This window comes from Streptomyces typhae, assembly GCF_009755605.1.
Lineage (GTDB): Bacteria > Actinomycetota > Actinomycetes > Streptomycetales > Streptomycetaceae > Streptomyces > Streptomyces typhae.
Map to the genome: position 1 here is coordinate 196,277 of NZ_WPNZ01000010.1, position 13,977 is coordinate 210,253.

Here is a 13,977-nt window from a genome sequence, read left to right on the forward strand (position 1 = left end):
CGGCACCACCACCGCCTGCCCGGAGCGGCGGGGCCACGGCCCGCCCGGCGCCGCGGGACCATCGTCCCGCGGCGCTGTCAGTGGCCGGTCGTACCGTATGCGTCATGAACGCCATGGGGCACCACGAGCAGGACCGGGACGAGCGCGGGCCGCAGGCCCCGCGCCCCCGCGCCGTGTGGACCGTCGTCGCCTCCGACATCGGCCCGCTGCTGCTGGCCGCGACGGACAACGGCCTGGTCAACGTCGTCTTCCACGCCACGCCCGACGTGCGCGACAAGGCACTGGCGCGGCTCGCGTCCCGCCTCGGCGCCGAGCCGGCCGAGGACCCCGCCTCGCCGCTCCTCGCGGAGCCCGTGCGCCAGCTGCGGGCGTATTTCGCGGGTGAGCTGCGCGACTTCGAGCTGCCGCTCGACTGGTCGCTGATATCCGGCTTCAACCGCCAGGTGCTGCGCGAACTGGCCACGGGCGTGCCGTTCGGCACGGTGGTGGGGTACGGCGACCTGGCCCGGCGCGTCGGCCAGCCCGGCGCGGCCCAGGCGGTGGGCGTCGCGATGGGCTCCAATCCGCTGCCGGTCGTCGTGGCCTGCCACCGCGTGGTGGAGCGCGACGGCGGCATCGGCGGCTTCGGGGGCGGCCTGGAGACGAAGCGGCAGCTCCTCGCGCTGGAAGGGGTGCTGCCCGCGCCGCTGTTCTGAGGCGCTCTGCGAGGCACTCCTTGAGGGGCTCCTTGAGGCGCTCCTCAAGGCACCCCTTGAGGCAGTCCTTGAGCCGCCCCTTGAGGCACTCCGCGAGGCGCCCCTTGGGGCACCCCTTAAAGCACTCCCTGGAGCACCCCTTGAGCCGCTCCTTGAGGCACTCCTTGAGCCGCTTCTTGAAGCACTCCTTCCGGAACAGGTCATGTCCCCGTCAGCGCCTTCCTGGCACACTGCGCGCGTGGTCATATCCTCCTCGCCGCCGTCGTGGCAGCAGTCGCCGTCGGTGCCCCGGGGTGCCATGCCGGTCCCCCACGATCCGCGACGCCCTCGGTGTCGCCGATGTCCCCGATGTCGCCGATATCCCCGGTTTCCCAGATGAGGGCCATCGGGCGGGTGGCCGGCTCCGGGTCCGTGGCCGGGGTGCCCGTGGGTGTCGAGGAGCTGCCCTCGGTGCGGCGCCGGGTCACCGCGGTCCTGGTCGCGAGCCAGATACTCGGCGGGCTCGGCGTGGCCACGGGCGTCGCGCTCGCGGCCGTCCTCGCGAAGGAGGTCAGCGGCAGGGAGTCGCTGTCCGGGCTCGCGCCGACGGCGACCGTCGCCGGGACGGCGCTGCTCTCCGTGCCGCTCGCGGCGCTGATGACGGCGCGGGGCCGGCGCCCCGGTCTCGTACTGGCCTATGTGATCGGCGCGGTGGGCGCGGCCGTCGTGGTCGCGGCCGCGGCCGTCGGGAGCTTCCCGCTGCTGCTCGTCGGGATGGCCGGGTTCGGCGCGGCGTCGGCGGCCAATCTGCAGGCCCGGTTCGCGGCGGCCGACCTGGCCGAGCCCGACGGCCGGGCGCGGGCCATCTCGAACGTCGTGTGGGCGACGACGATCGGCGCCGTCCTCGGCCCCAACATCGCGGCGCCCGCGGGGCGCAGCGTCCACGGGCTCGGCATCCCGGAGGCGTCGGGGCCCTTCGTGTGGGCGGCCGGTGTCTTCCTGATCTCGGCGCTGGTGGTGGCGGTGCTGCTGCGCCCGGACCCGCTGCTCACCGCGCGGGCCCTCGAACCGGCCGCCGAGCGCACGGCCGGGGGCAGTTCGCTGCGGGACGGGATCGCCGCGGTCGCCGCCTCCGGCCGGGCCCGGCTCGCCCTGGTGACGGTCACCATCGCGCACACCGCCATGGTCTCGATCATGTCGATGACCCCGGTCGACCTCGGCCACCACGGCGCGGGCATCGACCTGATCGGCCTGGTCATCAGCGGCCACATCGCGGGCATGTACGCCTTCTCGCCGGTGATGGGGCGACTCGCCGACCGCGTCGGGCGGCTCGCGGTGATCGGCCTGTCCGTGGGGCTCCTCGGCTGCGCGGCACTGCTCGCCGGGACCGCGGGGAGCAACCACGGGCAGACGGCCGCGGGCCTCTTCCTGCTCGGCCTCGGCTGGTCGGCGGGGCTCGTGGCGGGCTCCGCGCTGCTCACCGACTCCGTGCCGCAGGCAGCGCGCGCCGCCGCCCAGGGCCTCTCCGACCTGACCATGAACGCCGCCGCGGGCGTCGGCGGGGCCGTGGCGGGCCTGGTGGTCGCGCGGGCGAGCTACGGCTGGCTCAACCTGGGCGCGGCGCTCCTGCTGCTGCCGCTCGCCGGGCTCGCCCTGCTCGGGCGCCGGGGGTGATCCGGCCGAACCGTCAGAGGTGACTTCGCCCGGACGCCGAGCGTGAACCCGCCCGGACGCCGAGCGTGGCCCCGCTTGGACGCCGAGCGTGCCCTGTCTCCGGCCGCCGAGCATGATCCTGCCCGGCCACCGAGCGTCATCCTGCCCGGACACCCGGGGCGGGTTCACGCCCGGACACCCGGGGCGGGTTCACGCCCGGACGCCGGGATGATCACGCCCGACCGCGGTACGTGCCCCCGCCCCACCGTCGGAGGCGATCCGCTCAGTCGCCAAGCGTGATGTGGTACGCCTTGCGCAGCGTCTCGTGCACCGTCCACGTCGTACGGTCGCCCTCACGCAGGACGGCCGCGTCGCCGGGGCCGATCTCCAGTACGTCGCCGCCCTCCACGGCGACGGTGGCGCGGCCGCTGACGACCACGAAGAGCTCGTTCGCCTCGGTGTCGGTCACGACGCCCGGGGTGATCTGCCAGATGCCGCGCACCTGCTTGCCGTCGGCGGACTCCCACAGGACCTTGCCGGTGACGACGGGCTCTCCGGAGACGATCTGCGCCGGGTCGAGCGGCTCCTCCTCCAGCGCGACATCCGGAATGTGCACAGCAAAAGAGGCGGCGCTCTGATCATTCGTGGTCATGGCCGGTCACCCTAATGGGTTTGCTGGGGTGCCCCGACCGCCAGGGATGAAGGGAGACCCGACTGGCCCGACTGGCAGGAGGCTGACCGTGTTGGTGGTGTCCGACGAGGTACAGACGGCTCTTTCCCGGCAGCATCCGGTCGTCGCCCTGGAGTCCACGATCATCGCGCACGGACTGCCGCGCCCGCGCAATCTGCGCGTGGCACTCGAACTGGAGGAGGCCGTACGCGCGGAGGGCGCCGTACCGGCGACGATCGCCGTCCTGGACGGCCGCCCCCGCGTAGGCCTGTCCGAGGAGCAGTTGGAGCGCGTCGCCGGGTCCGACGCCATCCGCAAGCTGGGCCACCGCGACCTGCCGCTCGCCGTGGCCACGGGTGCCGACGGAGCCACCACGGTGTCCGCGACCGCGTCGCTCGCGGCCCGCGCGGGACTGCGGGTGTTCGCCACGGGCGGCCTCGGCGGCGTGCACCGGGAGTGGACGCGCACGCAGGACGAGTCGGCGGACCTCGGCCTGCTCGCCCGGACCCGGATTACGGTGGTGTGTGCGGGGGTGAAGTCGATCCTGGACGTGGCGGCGACGCTGCAGCGCCTGGAGACGCTGGGCGTCGCGGTGGCCGGCTACGGGACCGACCGCTTCCCCGGCTTCTACCTCACGGACTCCGGGCACGCCGTGGACTGGACGCTGCGGACGCCCGCGGAGGTCGCCGCGGTCATGCGCGCCCAGGACACGGTGGCGGGTCCCGATTCGGCTCTCGTCGTGGCCAACCCCGTGGCGAGGGCCGAGCAGCTCGAACCCGCCCTCCACGCGCGCGTGCTCCACGAGGCACTGCGGGAGTGCGCGGCACAGGGCGTGACGGGCCAGGCCGTGACACCGTTCCTGCTCGACCGTCTGATGCACCGCACCGCAGGAGCCTCCCTGGAGGCCAACCTCGCCGCCGTGCGCGGGAACGTGCGCCTCGCCGCGCGGATCGCGGCGGCGTGGGTGCGGGGGTGATCGGTGCCGCCGGGCCGGATGGGGCTCCCGTCGGCGCCGCGGGGCCGGAAGGGGCCTCTGCCGGCACCGCCGGGTCGGGCGAGACCTGTACCGGCACCGCCGGACCGGGCGAGACCTGTACCGGCACCGCCGGACCGGGCGAGACCTGTGCCGACACCGCCGGGCCGGACGAGACCCCACCCGACACCACCAAGCCGGACGGAGCCTTTCTCAGCGCCGTCCCGGATGGAGCCCCTGCTGGAGCCGACGGGCAGGGCGGGACTGCTCCCGGCGCACTGCTGGTCGTGGGTGACGTCGTCACGGACATCGTCGCCCGGCACCACACCCCCCTCGCACCGGGCACCGACACGGCCGCCGCCATCCGTACCGTGCCGGGCGGCGCGGGCGCCAACGTCGCGTGCTGGGCGGCCCATTGGGGCTGCACCGACGTGCGCTTCCTCGGGCGGGCCGGGGCCGACGCGGCGGCGTGGCACGAGGAGATGCTGGTCCGTGCCGCCGTACGTCCCCATCTGGCCGTCGACCCCGACGCCCCCACGGGCACCGTGATCAGTCTGGTGGACGCGGCCGGCGCGGCGGCCGAGCGGACGTTCCTGACCGACAGCGGCGCCTCTCTGCGCCTGTCACCCGACGACTGGTCACCCTCGCTGCTCGATGGCGTCGTCTGGCTCCATCTGTCCGGGTACCTGTTCTTCGCCGGGCCTAGCCGCGAGACGGCGCGGGCGGCCCTGGCGGCGGCACGCGCGCGTGGGCTCACGGTCAGTGTGGATCCGGCCTCGGCGGGGTTCCTCGCCCGGCACGGACCGGACCGCTTCCTGGCCGACACGGCGGGCGTGAGCGTGCTGCTGCCGAGCCGGGACGAGGCGGAACTGCTCACCGGGCTGCCCGGACCCGCTGACGCGGCGGCCGAGTTGAGCCGCCGGTTCCCCGAGGTGGTGGTCAAGCTGGGCGGGGAGGGCGCGCTGGCCGTGCGGGACGGACAGGTGCTGGCCCGTGTTCCGGCCGTCCGGGCGGACGCGCGGGACTCCACCGGGGCGGGTGACGCGTTCACCGGGGCGTTCGTCGCGGCACGGCTCGCGGGGGCGGCGCTGCCGGACGCGGTGACCGAGGGGTGCAGGGCCGGGGCGCGGGCGGTGTCGCGGGTCGGGGCCCGGCCGGCGTGGCGGGCCCCCGCCTGCGACACCGCCCGCGAGGGGAGGTGAAGGGCGGTGCCGACGAGGTGGCGGACGGCGCTGCGTCGTGACACGGCGTCAGGAGCGCGTGCCCCCGCGATCAGGCCCTGCGGTCCCGGGCCGGGACGAGCGGAAGGCAGGCCTCGCACACCCCACCCGGGACAAGCAAACGTCAGGCCTCGCACACCTCACCCGGGACAAGCAAACGTCAGGCCTCGCACACCCCACCCGGGACAAGCAAACGTCAGGCCTCGCACACCCCACCCGGGACAAGCAAACGTCAGGCTTTGCGGGCCCAGGCCGAGACGAGCGGGGCCGAGGCCGGGTCGACGGCGTGCTCGGCGACGTGGGCGAGGTGCCGCTCGACGTCGTCGTGCGTGGCGAGCCCCGCGTCGACGAGGTCCGCGCGCACCTGCTCGACGGTGGCGGACTCCAGGGCCGCGCCCGCCGGGGAGACCAGCGGGAAGTACGCGTCGGCCTCCACCTGGCGGAGCCCCGCGGCACGCAGCAGCCGCGGCAGCACCCGCCCGTACGCGAGGTCGGTGCCGCGCTCGGCGAGCAGGGTGCGGACGCCGTCACGAAGCCGGTTCGCCAACTCCTGTTCGGGCCCGTGCTCGTCGGGGCAGGCGTGCGGCTGCAGGGCCGGGTCGGCCTCCTCGACCAGGAGCCTGCCGCCCGGACGCAGGGCCCGGACCATGGACCGCAGGGCTTGTTCGCGGTCCGGTACGCGGGTGAGGACCAGCCGGGCGTGTACGAAGTCGAACGTCTCGGGCGGCGGCGCGTCGGCACCCAGGTCATGGGTCCGCACCTGGACGGGCGGACGCGCGGCGGACCGCAGCGGCGCCGTGTCGACGGCGGTGGCGAGCACGAGACCGGTGGGTCCGACCCGCTTGGCGAGCCAGGACACGACGGACGTGCTGGTGGCGCCGACCTCCCAGCAGCGCCAGCCGGGCCCGACGCCGAGCCGTTCGATGTGCCGGAAGGTGGTGGGGTCGAAGAGAGCGGCGAAGGCGGTGCAGCGGGCCGCCGCCTCGCGCGGCGGCCCAGCGAGGACATGTCCGTCGATACGTGTCATATGGGGATCATTACAGCTTCGGAGCGGAGTGTTCCGTTCCCACAGGCCTCAGCGTGGTGTCGGACCGGACTGGCAGACTTGGTCATCAAGTCCAGCGCTAGGAGCTGCACATGTCGATGACGGACAACCTGCGGAAGGTCGGTGGCCTGCGCAAGGTGGGAAATCTGCGGACCGTCCGCGGACTGCGGAAGGTGGCACGGCTGACCCGGCGCGGCCCGCGCGTCGACCTGAGCCACCCCGCCCGCTCGCCGCTCGGCTCCTCCGTCGTCAAGTGCGTGACGTATCGCAAGGGTGTACGTCAGACGCCGGGCCGTGACGGCAGCCTCGTCGAGGTCGTGACGCAGATCCGCAAGAGCGACGACGGCTTCGTCTGGCTCGGACTGCACGAACCCACGGAGCAGGAGTTCGCGGACATCGCCGACCTCTTCGACCTGCACCCGCTGGCCGTCGAGGACGCGGTGCACGCCCATCAGCGGCCGAAGGTCGAGCGCTATGGCCAGACGCTGTTCGCGGTGTTCAAGACGGTCTGCTATGTGGAACACGCCCAGCTCACGGCGACCAGCGAGGTGGTGGACACCGGCGAGATCATGGTCTTCGTCGGCAGAGAGTTCGTGATCACCGTGCGGCACGGCAGGCACGGCTCGCTCGGCCCGCTGCGCGAGCAGCTCGAAGGCACCCCGGAACAGCTCGCGCAGGGCCCGGCCGCGGTGCTGCACGCCATCGCGGACCAGGTCGTGGACGACTATCTGGGCGTGGCGGACGCGATGCAGGACGACATCGACCAGGTGGAGGCGGACGTGTTCGCGCCCGAGGGGGCGCGAGGGGTGGACCCGGGCCGGATCTATCAGCTCAAGCGCGAGCTGCTCGAACTGAAGCGGGCGGTGGTGCCGCTGGGCCGCCCCCTCCAGGTGCTCGCCGCGAAACCGATGCGCCTGATCGCCCCCGAGATACAGGCGTACTTCCGCGACGTGGACGACCACCTCAAGCGGGTCACCGAGCAGATAGCCGCCTTCGACGAACTGCTGAACTCGATCCTCCAGGCACATCTGGCCCAGGTCACGGTCGCGCAGAACGAGGACATGCGGAAGATCACGGCATGGGCCGCGATCGTCGCCGTCCCCACGATGATCTGCGGGATGTACGGCATGAACTTCGACCACATGCCCGAACTGCACTGGCAGTACGGCTACGGACTGGTGATGGGGGTGATCGCCACGGGTTGCTTCGCGCTGTACCGCGGCTTCCGGCGCAACGGCTGGCTGTGACCCGGCTGCGCCACCCGGTCTCGGCGTTCGGGCTGAGCCACCCGGCCTCGGCGTTCGGGCTCGGCCACCCGGCCTCGGCGACCGGGCTGAGCCACCCGGCCTCGGCGACCGGACTCAGCCACTTGGCCTCGACGACCGGACTCAGCTACCGGGCCGCAGCGACCACGCCTCGGTCCGGGCCCCGCGTTCAGGACCGTGCGTACACGCTCTCCACCCAGCCCGCGAGCTGCTCGTCGGTGAGGTACTTGGCGAGGTCGGCCTCACTGATCATCCCGACCAGGCGCTTGTTCTCGATCACGGGCAGCCTGCGGATCTGATGTCCCTGCATCTCATCGAGCACGGCGTCGACATCGGCGTCCGCGGCCACCCAGCGCGGGGTGCCCTTGGCCATGTCGCCCGCGGTGACCTTGGCGGGGTCGTGTCCCATGGCCACGCAGCCGACGACGATGTCGCGGTCGGTGAGGATGCCGCACAGCCGTTCGTTCTCGTCGCTGATCGGCAGGGCGCCCACGTCGAGTTGGCGCATGAGCTGGGCGGCGCGGTCCAGGGTCTCGTGCGCGGGGATCCACTGGGCTCCCCGGTGCATGATGTCTGCGGCGGTGGTCATGGGTACCTCCCGGTGCCGGATGGCCGGCGCGGCGCGGGAGCACCGCTGGTCCCGGCACCCGCAATGGTCCCGGCACCCCCATTGTGGGCGCCGTACCGACGGGACGCACCCGCAGCCCCGTGGGCGGTGCGCAGCCGCTCACAGGTGGTGGGCGGGCAGGGCACAGCCCGGGGAGGGCAGGGCACAGCTCGGGGAGGGCGGGCGCGGTTCGCAGGCGAGAGGGCACGTTTCGCAGGCGGGAGGCACAGCTCCAGGCGGGAGGCACAGCTCCAGGTGGGAGGGCACAGCTCCAGGTGGGAGGGCACAGCTCCAGGTGGGTGGGCGCAGCTCGCAGGTGGGTGGGGCTGCGGGGGTCAGCCGTTCCAGGCCGGGTGGCGGGGGTCGTCGGCGCGGACGACGACATCGGCCGCGGTGGTGGGCCCGGTCTCCGTCTCGTAGCGGTCGAAGGCGGGCAGGGTCCAGTGTTCCGTCTCCGGTGTGCGACGTCGCAGGGCACCGGGTGACAGTCGTATGTGCACCGTCAGGTCGAAGGGGAACCAGTGGCCGAGCAGCAGCGGGCCGTGCAGCAGCAGCACGGCGCCGGGAGGGAGTTGGACGTAGGGGGTGCGGGTGGCGCGGTCGGCGTGCGGGTCCCACAGGTCGGGCAGGACACGCCCGGTGCCGCCCGCCTCCAGCGGCCCGAAGACCTCGCGCCACAGGGCGTTGGTGTCGAACCAGCCGCTGTAGTAGGCCTCGACGTCCTCGTGCCCGTACTCCAGGCGGACCGAGGCGGGCCGCAGGAACCCCTCGGTGCCGACCACGAGCGAGGGCCGTCCCCGCAGGCGCAGCGCCTCGCCCACCTGCCGGGCGAGGTCACCCGGCCGGGAGGCGGGGGCGCCGTCGAAGGCGGCGCGGGGCCAGGAGGAGCCGTCCTGCGGTTCCAGGTCGGCGAGCCGGTCGGCGAGGGTGTCCGTGAGCCGTTCCCAAGTGATCGCTTCGAGTCGCACGGGCCCATGATGCCCCGCCGCTCACCGAGCCTTCGCGGAGGCCGTGGAGCGATGGCGTCGGAGCGACGGCGGTGGGGTGACCGCAGAAGCGACGGCAGTGGGGCGACCGCAGGAGCGACGGCGGTCGGGCGACGACACCGCAAGCGGGCCGGGCTCCCCGTGAGACGCGGGCGTATGAGATCGCGGGCTCCGCGTATGGCTTCCGGGGCGTCGTGGTCATTGACTGGTCCCAGACAGTCCGCGTCGCCCGGCCCACCTCGTCCAGTCCGCGTCGCCCAGCTCACCCCATCCAGTCCGCGTCGCCCAGCCCACCCCACCCAGACCACGTCGCCCAGCCCACCCCACCCAGACCACGTCCGGTCCGCAGCGTTCGGGACCGGTGTGGTGCCCGTCCGGCCGGGGCCGGATCCAGCCAGGGAGTTGCCATGATCGAGGGACCCTACTTCGTGCTCACCGTGGTCGGCGCGGTCGCCTGTGGCCTCGTCGCCGGGGTGTTCATAGGCTTCTCCGCCTTCGTGATGCGGGGGCTCGCCGCCCTGCCGCCCGCCCAGGGCGTCGCGGCCATGCAGGCGATCAACGTGGCGGCGCTCAGGCCCGCGTTCATGGCCGTGTTCATGGGGGCGACGGGCCTGAGCGCGGTGCTCGCCGTGGTGACGTTCGTGCTGTGGCCGGACGAGGGCACGGTGGAGCTGCTGCTCGGCTGCGCGCTGTATCTGTTCGGGTGCTTCGGCGTGACCGTCGCTGCGAACGTGCCGAGGAACGAGGCCCTGGCGAAGGTGGACCCGGCGTCCGAGGACGGCGCCGCGTACTGGCGCTCGTACGTGGCCGAGTGGACGGCGTGGAACCACGTCCGCACGGCCGCCGCGACCGCCGCGGCCTTCTCCTTCATCCTGGGCCTGACCTGAGACCCGACACCCGACACCCGGAGCCCGGAGCCCGGAGCCCGGGGCCCGCCCCCGGCCTTGCGGGTGAGCCCACCCCCTCCGCCAAGCCGGTCCCCCATGCCGGCATGCCGGTCCCCCATGCCCGACGTACCGTGGCGGAAGGACGACGCGACGCGGCCTACGCGTAGGGAGACGGCGATGGCCGACCCCAAGGGATTCATGCGGCACGCGCGCCGGGAGTGGCCGCGGCGGCCGGTGGGCGAGCGGGTCAAGGACTGGGACGAGGTGTACGTGCCGGGCGGCGTGCTGCCCTTCGTGGAGCAGCAGGCCGAGCGGTGCATGGACTGCGGGGTGCCCTTCTGTCACGAGGCGTGCCCGCTGGGGAACCTCGTCCCCGAGTGGAACGACCTCGTCTCGCGCGCCGACTGGCACGCCGCCGCCGAGCGGCTGCACGCCACGAACAACTTCCCCGAGTTCACCGGCCGGTTGTGCCCGGCGCCGTGCGAGGCGGGCTGTGTGCTCGCCATCAACCAGCCCGCCGTCACCATCAAGAACGTCGAGGCCGCCGTCGCCGACCGCGTCTGGGCGGACGGCCTCGCGCCACCGCGCCCGCCGGAGCGCCTCAGCGGGAAGTCGGTGGGGGTCGTCGGGTCGGGACCCGCGGGCCTCGCGGCGGCGCAGCAGCTCACACGGGCTGGGCACACAGTCGTCGTGTACGAGCGGGACGACCGGCCGGGCGGGCTGCTGCGGTACGGGATCCCCGCGTTCAAGATGGAGAAGGCGCAGCTGGAGCGCAGGCTCGCGCAGCTGCGGGCCGAGGGCACCAGGTTCCGTACCTCGACGGCGGTCGGCCGGGACATCGGTGCCGCGCGGCTGCGGGCCCGCCACGACGCGGTGGTGCTGGCCGTCGGGGCCACGGCGTGGCGGGAGCTCCCGGTTCCGGGGCGCGCGTTGGCGGGGGTCGTGCAGGCCATGGAGTATCTGCCGCCGGCCAACCGCGTCTGCGAGGGCGACCTCGACGTCTCGCCGCTCTCCGCCGCCGGCAAGCACGTGGTGATCGTGGGCGGCGGCGACACCGGGGCGGACTGCCTGGGCACGGCGGTACGGGAGGGTGCCGCGTCGGTGACGCAGGTGGACATCCGCGTGCTCCCGCCCGCGGAGCGCGACGAGGCCGTCGACCCGTGGCCGGTGTATCCCACCGTGCACCGGGTGTCCCCCGCCCACGAGGAGGCGGGTGAGCTGCGCTTCGCGCAGGATCCCGACGCCGACGCGCGGCTGTTCGCGGCGTCGGCCCTGCGGTTCTCGGGGGACGGTGCGGGGCGGGTACGGGCCGTCCACCTCGGCGGCGTGGACGCGCGGAGGCGCCCCGTGCCGGGGGCGGAGCGGACGCTGCGGGCCGACCTGGTGCTGCTCGCCCTGGGCTTCGAGGGGCCGGAGGTGGCGGCGGGCGGCGCGGTCGCGGAGCTCGGCGTCGCGGTGACGCGGGACGGGACGGTGGCCCGGGACGAGGAGTACGCCACCGATGTGCCGGGGGTGTACGCCGCCGGGGACGCGGGGCGCGGGCAGTCCCTGGTGGTCTGGGCGATCGCTGAGGGCCGCGCGGTCGCGGCAGCCGTGGACCGCCATCTCATGGGCGCGACGTCGCTGCCGTCGCCCGTGACGGCGTCGACCCGCCCGCTCAGGGCGTGACCGGCCCCGCGGCACGGAGCACCGGACTCGGACTCGGACTCCAAAAAGGAGGGCGCCCGCCACCCCGTACGGGCCTGACGTACGGGCCTGACGGGCGGCTCTACGGCCGCCCCTGCTCCTTGCGGGCGACCCCGCCGAAGATGGGCAGCGGCCCGTCCCCGACGGGCGGCGTGCGCTCGCCGAGCTCCGGGTGCCACTCGTCGGCCACCGTCACCCCGGGCGGCACCAGGGTCAGGCCGTCGAAGAAGCGGACCACCTCGGCGCGGTCGCGCAGCGCGAGGTCGATGGAGCGCGCCTTGTAGAGGTCGCCGGCGGAGCGCGCCCGGTCGGGCGTGAACTCGCCGGTGCCGTGGGACAGCATCAGATGGCTGCCGGGCGCCAGCGCGGACACCAGTTCCCGCACCACGTCGTACGCGCCGTCCTCGTCGGGGACGAAGTGCAGGAGGGCGACGAGGGACAGGGCGACGGGACGGGTGAAGTCGAGGGTCTTGCGGGCCTCGGCGAGGATCGTCGCCGGGTCGCGCGCGTCGCCCTGGATGTACTCCGTGGCGCCCTCGGGCGTCGACCGCAGCAGCGCCTCGGCGTGGGCGAGCACGATGGGGTCGTTGTCGCAGTAGACGACACGGGTGTCGGGCGCCACGCCCTGGGCGATCTGGTGCAGGTTGGGCTCGGTGGGGATGCCGGTGCCGATGTCGAGGAACTGCCGGATCCCGGCCGTGGTGGCGAGCCAGCGCGTGGCGCGCTGCATGAACGCGCGGTTGGCCCGCGCCACAGCCGGGATGCGCGGGTCCATGGCGACGAGCTGGCGGCCCATCTCCTCGTCGACGGGATAGTTGTCCTTGCCGCCGAGCCACCAGTCGTACATCCGCGCGGGATGCGGCTTGCTGGTGTCGATGTACGCCGAGCCGCCCCGGTCGTCCTGGGCCTGCTCCGTCCCGGTCATCAGTGGCTCCCTTGCCCCTTCAACAACCAAACAACAGCAACAACCAAATCACCACATCACCGAATCGCTGCGCCGCGCGCCACCGCACCGCGCGCCACCGCATCACGCCACGGCACCGCGCCGCGCGTCACCGCGTCGCGCGTCACCGTCATACCCAGCAAGCCCCACGCACAACGCACACGTGTCACGAGAGCAGAAAGTCCGCCTCCCCGGCCTTCGCTCCCTGTATGAACGCCCTGATCTCACCGTCGGTGTAGATCAGGGCCGGTCCGTCCGGGTCGGAGGACTGGCGGACGGCGACGCGGCCGTCGGCGAGCTTCATGGCTTCGAGACAGTTCCCGCCGTTGCCGCCGCTCCAAGGCTTGTGCCAGCCCTCGACACCCAGGTCGCGGGCGGGCATGCCGTTGTAGACCCGGGATCCGGACCCCGGCGGCCGGGAATCGGCGCGGGCGTCGGGCCGGGACGCGGGGCCCGTGCCCGCACGGTGTCGATCTCGGTCCATTCACAGCTCCTTGCGGACATCCCGGAGGATCTCCTTCGTGCGTTGTGCGGTCGCGGCCTGGGCCGCCATGCGGTCCATGACCTCGAGGTGGGTCGCCACCTCGGTGCGCGCGTCCAGATAGACGGCGCCGGTCAGGTACTCGCTGTAGACCATGTCCGGCAGCTCCGCCATGGCGAAGCGGAAGAGCACGAACGGGCCGAAGGTGCCGGGGTGCGGGCCCGCCGCGAACGGCGCGACCTGCAACGTCACATGCGGCAGCTCCACCGCTTCGAGCAGACGGTCGACCTGGGCGCGCATCACCTCGGGCTCGCCCACGGGCCTGCGCAGCGCGGTCTCGTCCATCACGACCCACAGCCGGGGCGCGTCCTCCCGGGCGAGCAGCGCCTGGCGCTCCATGCGCAGCGCCACATACCGCTCGATGTCCTCGGGCCGGGTCTGGCCGATGGCCCCGGAGCGCAGCACGCCACGCGCGTAGTCCTCCGTCTGGAGCAGCCCCGGCACGAAGTGCGGCTCGTAGGACCTGATGAGGCTCGCGGCGCCCTCCAGGCTGACGTACATGCTGAACCAGCCGGGCAGGATGTCGTGGAAGCGCTGCCACCAGCCGGGCTTGTTCGCCTCCTCGGCGAGCAGCACGAAGGCGTCCGCCTCTTCGTCCGTGACGCCGTACGCCTTCAGCAGCAGCTGGAGGTACGGGATCTTCAGGGCGACCTCGGCGGTCTCCATCCTGCGGACCGTGGCCGGGGCCACGCGGAGTATCCGTGCGGCTTCGTCGCGCTTCAGGCCGGCCCGTTCGCGCAGGTCCTGCAGGCGACGACCGAGAACGACCTGCCCGACGGTCGGCGCCGACCGCGGTTCGCTCACGTCCTACCTCCACCCACTTCGCG

General features: G+C 73.6%; 14 protein-coding genes. 7 read left to right on the forward strand and 7 right to left on the reverse strand.

Features of this window, described 5'->3' with window-relative positions:
- The first annotated feature begins 113 nt into the window (after window positions 1-113).
- Together GPA10_RS19895 and GPA10_RS19900 are read left to right on the forward strand one after the other, a co-directional pair.
- On the forward strand, window positions 114-695 hold the full coding sequence (locus GPA10_RS19895) for a methylated-DNA--[protein]-cysteine S-methyltransferase (protein WP_058851609.1): 582 nt from the start codon (window positions 114-116) through the stop codon (window positions 693-695).
- A 375-nt stretch (window positions 696-1,070) separates the two neighbouring features.
- Complete coding sequence (locus GPA10_RS19900) at window positions 1,071-2,348, forward strand: MFS transporter (protein WP_157166659.1); 1,278 nt, start codon at window positions 1,071-1,073, stop codon at window positions 2,346-2,348.
- A 262-nt stretch (window positions 2,349-2,610) separates the two neighbouring features.
- Here the strand turns inward: GPA10_RS19900 and GPA10_RS19905 are convergent, their stop codons facing one another.
- Window positions 2,611-2,979 (reverse strand): cupin domain-containing protein, encoded by a 369-nt coding sequence (locus GPA10_RS19905; protein ID WP_058851611.1) that lies wholly within the window; start codon window positions 2,977-2,979, stop codon window positions 2,611-2,613.
- Window positions 2,980-3,025: 46 nt separating this feature from the next.
- Between GPA10_RS19905 and GPA10_RS19910 the strand changes: the two genes are divergently transcribed.
- Window positions 3,026-3,973 carry a pseudouridine-5'-phosphate glycosidase gene (locus GPA10_RS19910; protein WP_157166660.1) on the forward strand — a complete coding sequence of 316 codons (948 nt, stop codon included), beginning with the start codon at window positions 3,026-3,028 and terminating at the stop codon, window positions 3,971-3,973.
- A gap of 275 nt (window positions 3,974-4,248) precedes the next feature.
- A complete protein-coding gene (locus GPA10_RS19915) occupies window positions 4,249-5,172 on the forward strand; it encodes a carbohydrate kinase family protein (protein ID WP_157166758.1) in 924 nt (307 codons plus the stop codon).
- 250 nt (window positions 5,173-5,422) lie between these two features.
- Here GPA10_RS19915 and GPA10_RS19920 read toward each other — a convergent pair whose 3' ends face one another.
- On the reverse strand, window positions 5,423-6,217 hold the full coding sequence (locus GPA10_RS19920) for a methyltransferase domain-containing protein (RefSeq protein WP_157166661.1): 795 nt from the start codon (window positions 6,215-6,217) through the stop codon (window positions 5,423-5,425).
- Between the two features lie 110 nt (window positions 6,218-6,327).
- On the opposite strand from GPA10_RS19920, the gene GPA10_RS19925 reads away from it, so the two are divergent.
- Window positions 6,328-7,482 (forward strand): magnesium and cobalt transport protein CorA, encoded by a 1,155-nt coding sequence (locus GPA10_RS19925; protein ID WP_157166662.1) that lies wholly within the window; start codon window positions 6,328-6,330, stop codon window positions 7,480-7,482.
- Window positions 7,483-7,669: 187 nt separating this feature from the next.
- On the opposite strand, the gene GPA10_RS19930 is transcribed toward GPA10_RS19925, so the two are convergent.
- Together GPA10_RS19930 and GPA10_RS19935 are read right to left on the reverse strand one after the other, a co-directional pair.
- The gene (locus GPA10_RS19930; protein ID WP_157166663.1) at window positions 7,670-8,089 is read right to left on the reverse strand and encodes a CBS domain-containing protein; all 420 of its coding nucleotides are present in this window, start codon (window positions 8,087-8,089) and stop codon (window positions 7,670-7,672) included.
- A gap of 353 nt (window positions 8,090-8,442) precedes the next feature.
- Entirely contained in the window at window positions 8,443-9,075 is a 633-nt protein-coding gene (locus tag GPA10_RS19935; protein WP_343041120.1) for a nucleoside/nucleotide kinase family protein, read from the reverse strand.
- A 425-nt stretch (window positions 9,076-9,500) separates the two neighbouring features.
- On the opposite strand from GPA10_RS19935, the gene GPA10_RS19940 reads away from it, so the two are divergent.
- Both GPA10_RS19940 and GPA10_RS19945 read left to right on the forward strand, forming a co-directional pair.
- Window positions 9,501-9,980, forward strand: coding sequence for an anthrone oxygenase family protein (locus GPA10_RS19940; protein WP_058851617.1), 480 nt, complete (start codon window positions 9,501-9,503; stop codon window positions 9,978-9,980).
- A 177-nt stretch (window positions 9,981-10,157) separates the two neighbouring features.
- Window positions 10,158-11,648 carry a glutamate synthase subunit beta gene (locus GPA10_RS19945; protein WP_157166664.1) on the forward strand — a complete coding sequence of 497 codons (1,491 nt, stop codon included), beginning with the start codon at window positions 10,158-10,160 and terminating at the stop codon, window positions 11,646-11,648.
- 100 nt (window positions 11,649-11,748) lie between these two features.
- On the opposite strand, the gene GPA10_RS19950 is transcribed toward GPA10_RS19945, so the two are convergent.
- The 3 genes from GPA10_RS19950 to GPA10_RS19960 form a co-directional block, all read right to left on the reverse strand.
- Window positions 11,749-12,591: an SAM-dependent methyltransferase gene (locus GPA10_RS19950; protein ID WP_157166665.1), complete on the reverse strand. Its 843-nt coding sequence runs from the start codon at window positions 12,589-12,591 to the stop codon at window positions 11,749-11,751.
- A 184-nt stretch (window positions 12,592-12,775) separates the two neighbouring features.
- Window positions 12,776-12,991 carry a DUF397 domain-containing protein gene (locus GPA10_RS19955; protein WP_058852006.1) on the reverse strand — a complete coding sequence of 72 codons (216 nt, stop codon included), beginning with the start codon at window positions 12,989-12,991 and terminating at the stop codon, window positions 12,776-12,778.
- Between the two features lie 102 nt (window positions 12,992-13,093).
- On the reverse strand, window positions 13,094-13,954 hold the full coding sequence (locus tag GPA10_RS19960) for a helix-turn-helix domain-containing protein (protein ID WP_058851620.1): 861 nt from the start codon (window positions 13,952-13,954) through the stop codon (window positions 13,094-13,096).
- Window positions 13,955-13,977: the final 23 nt, after the last annotated feature.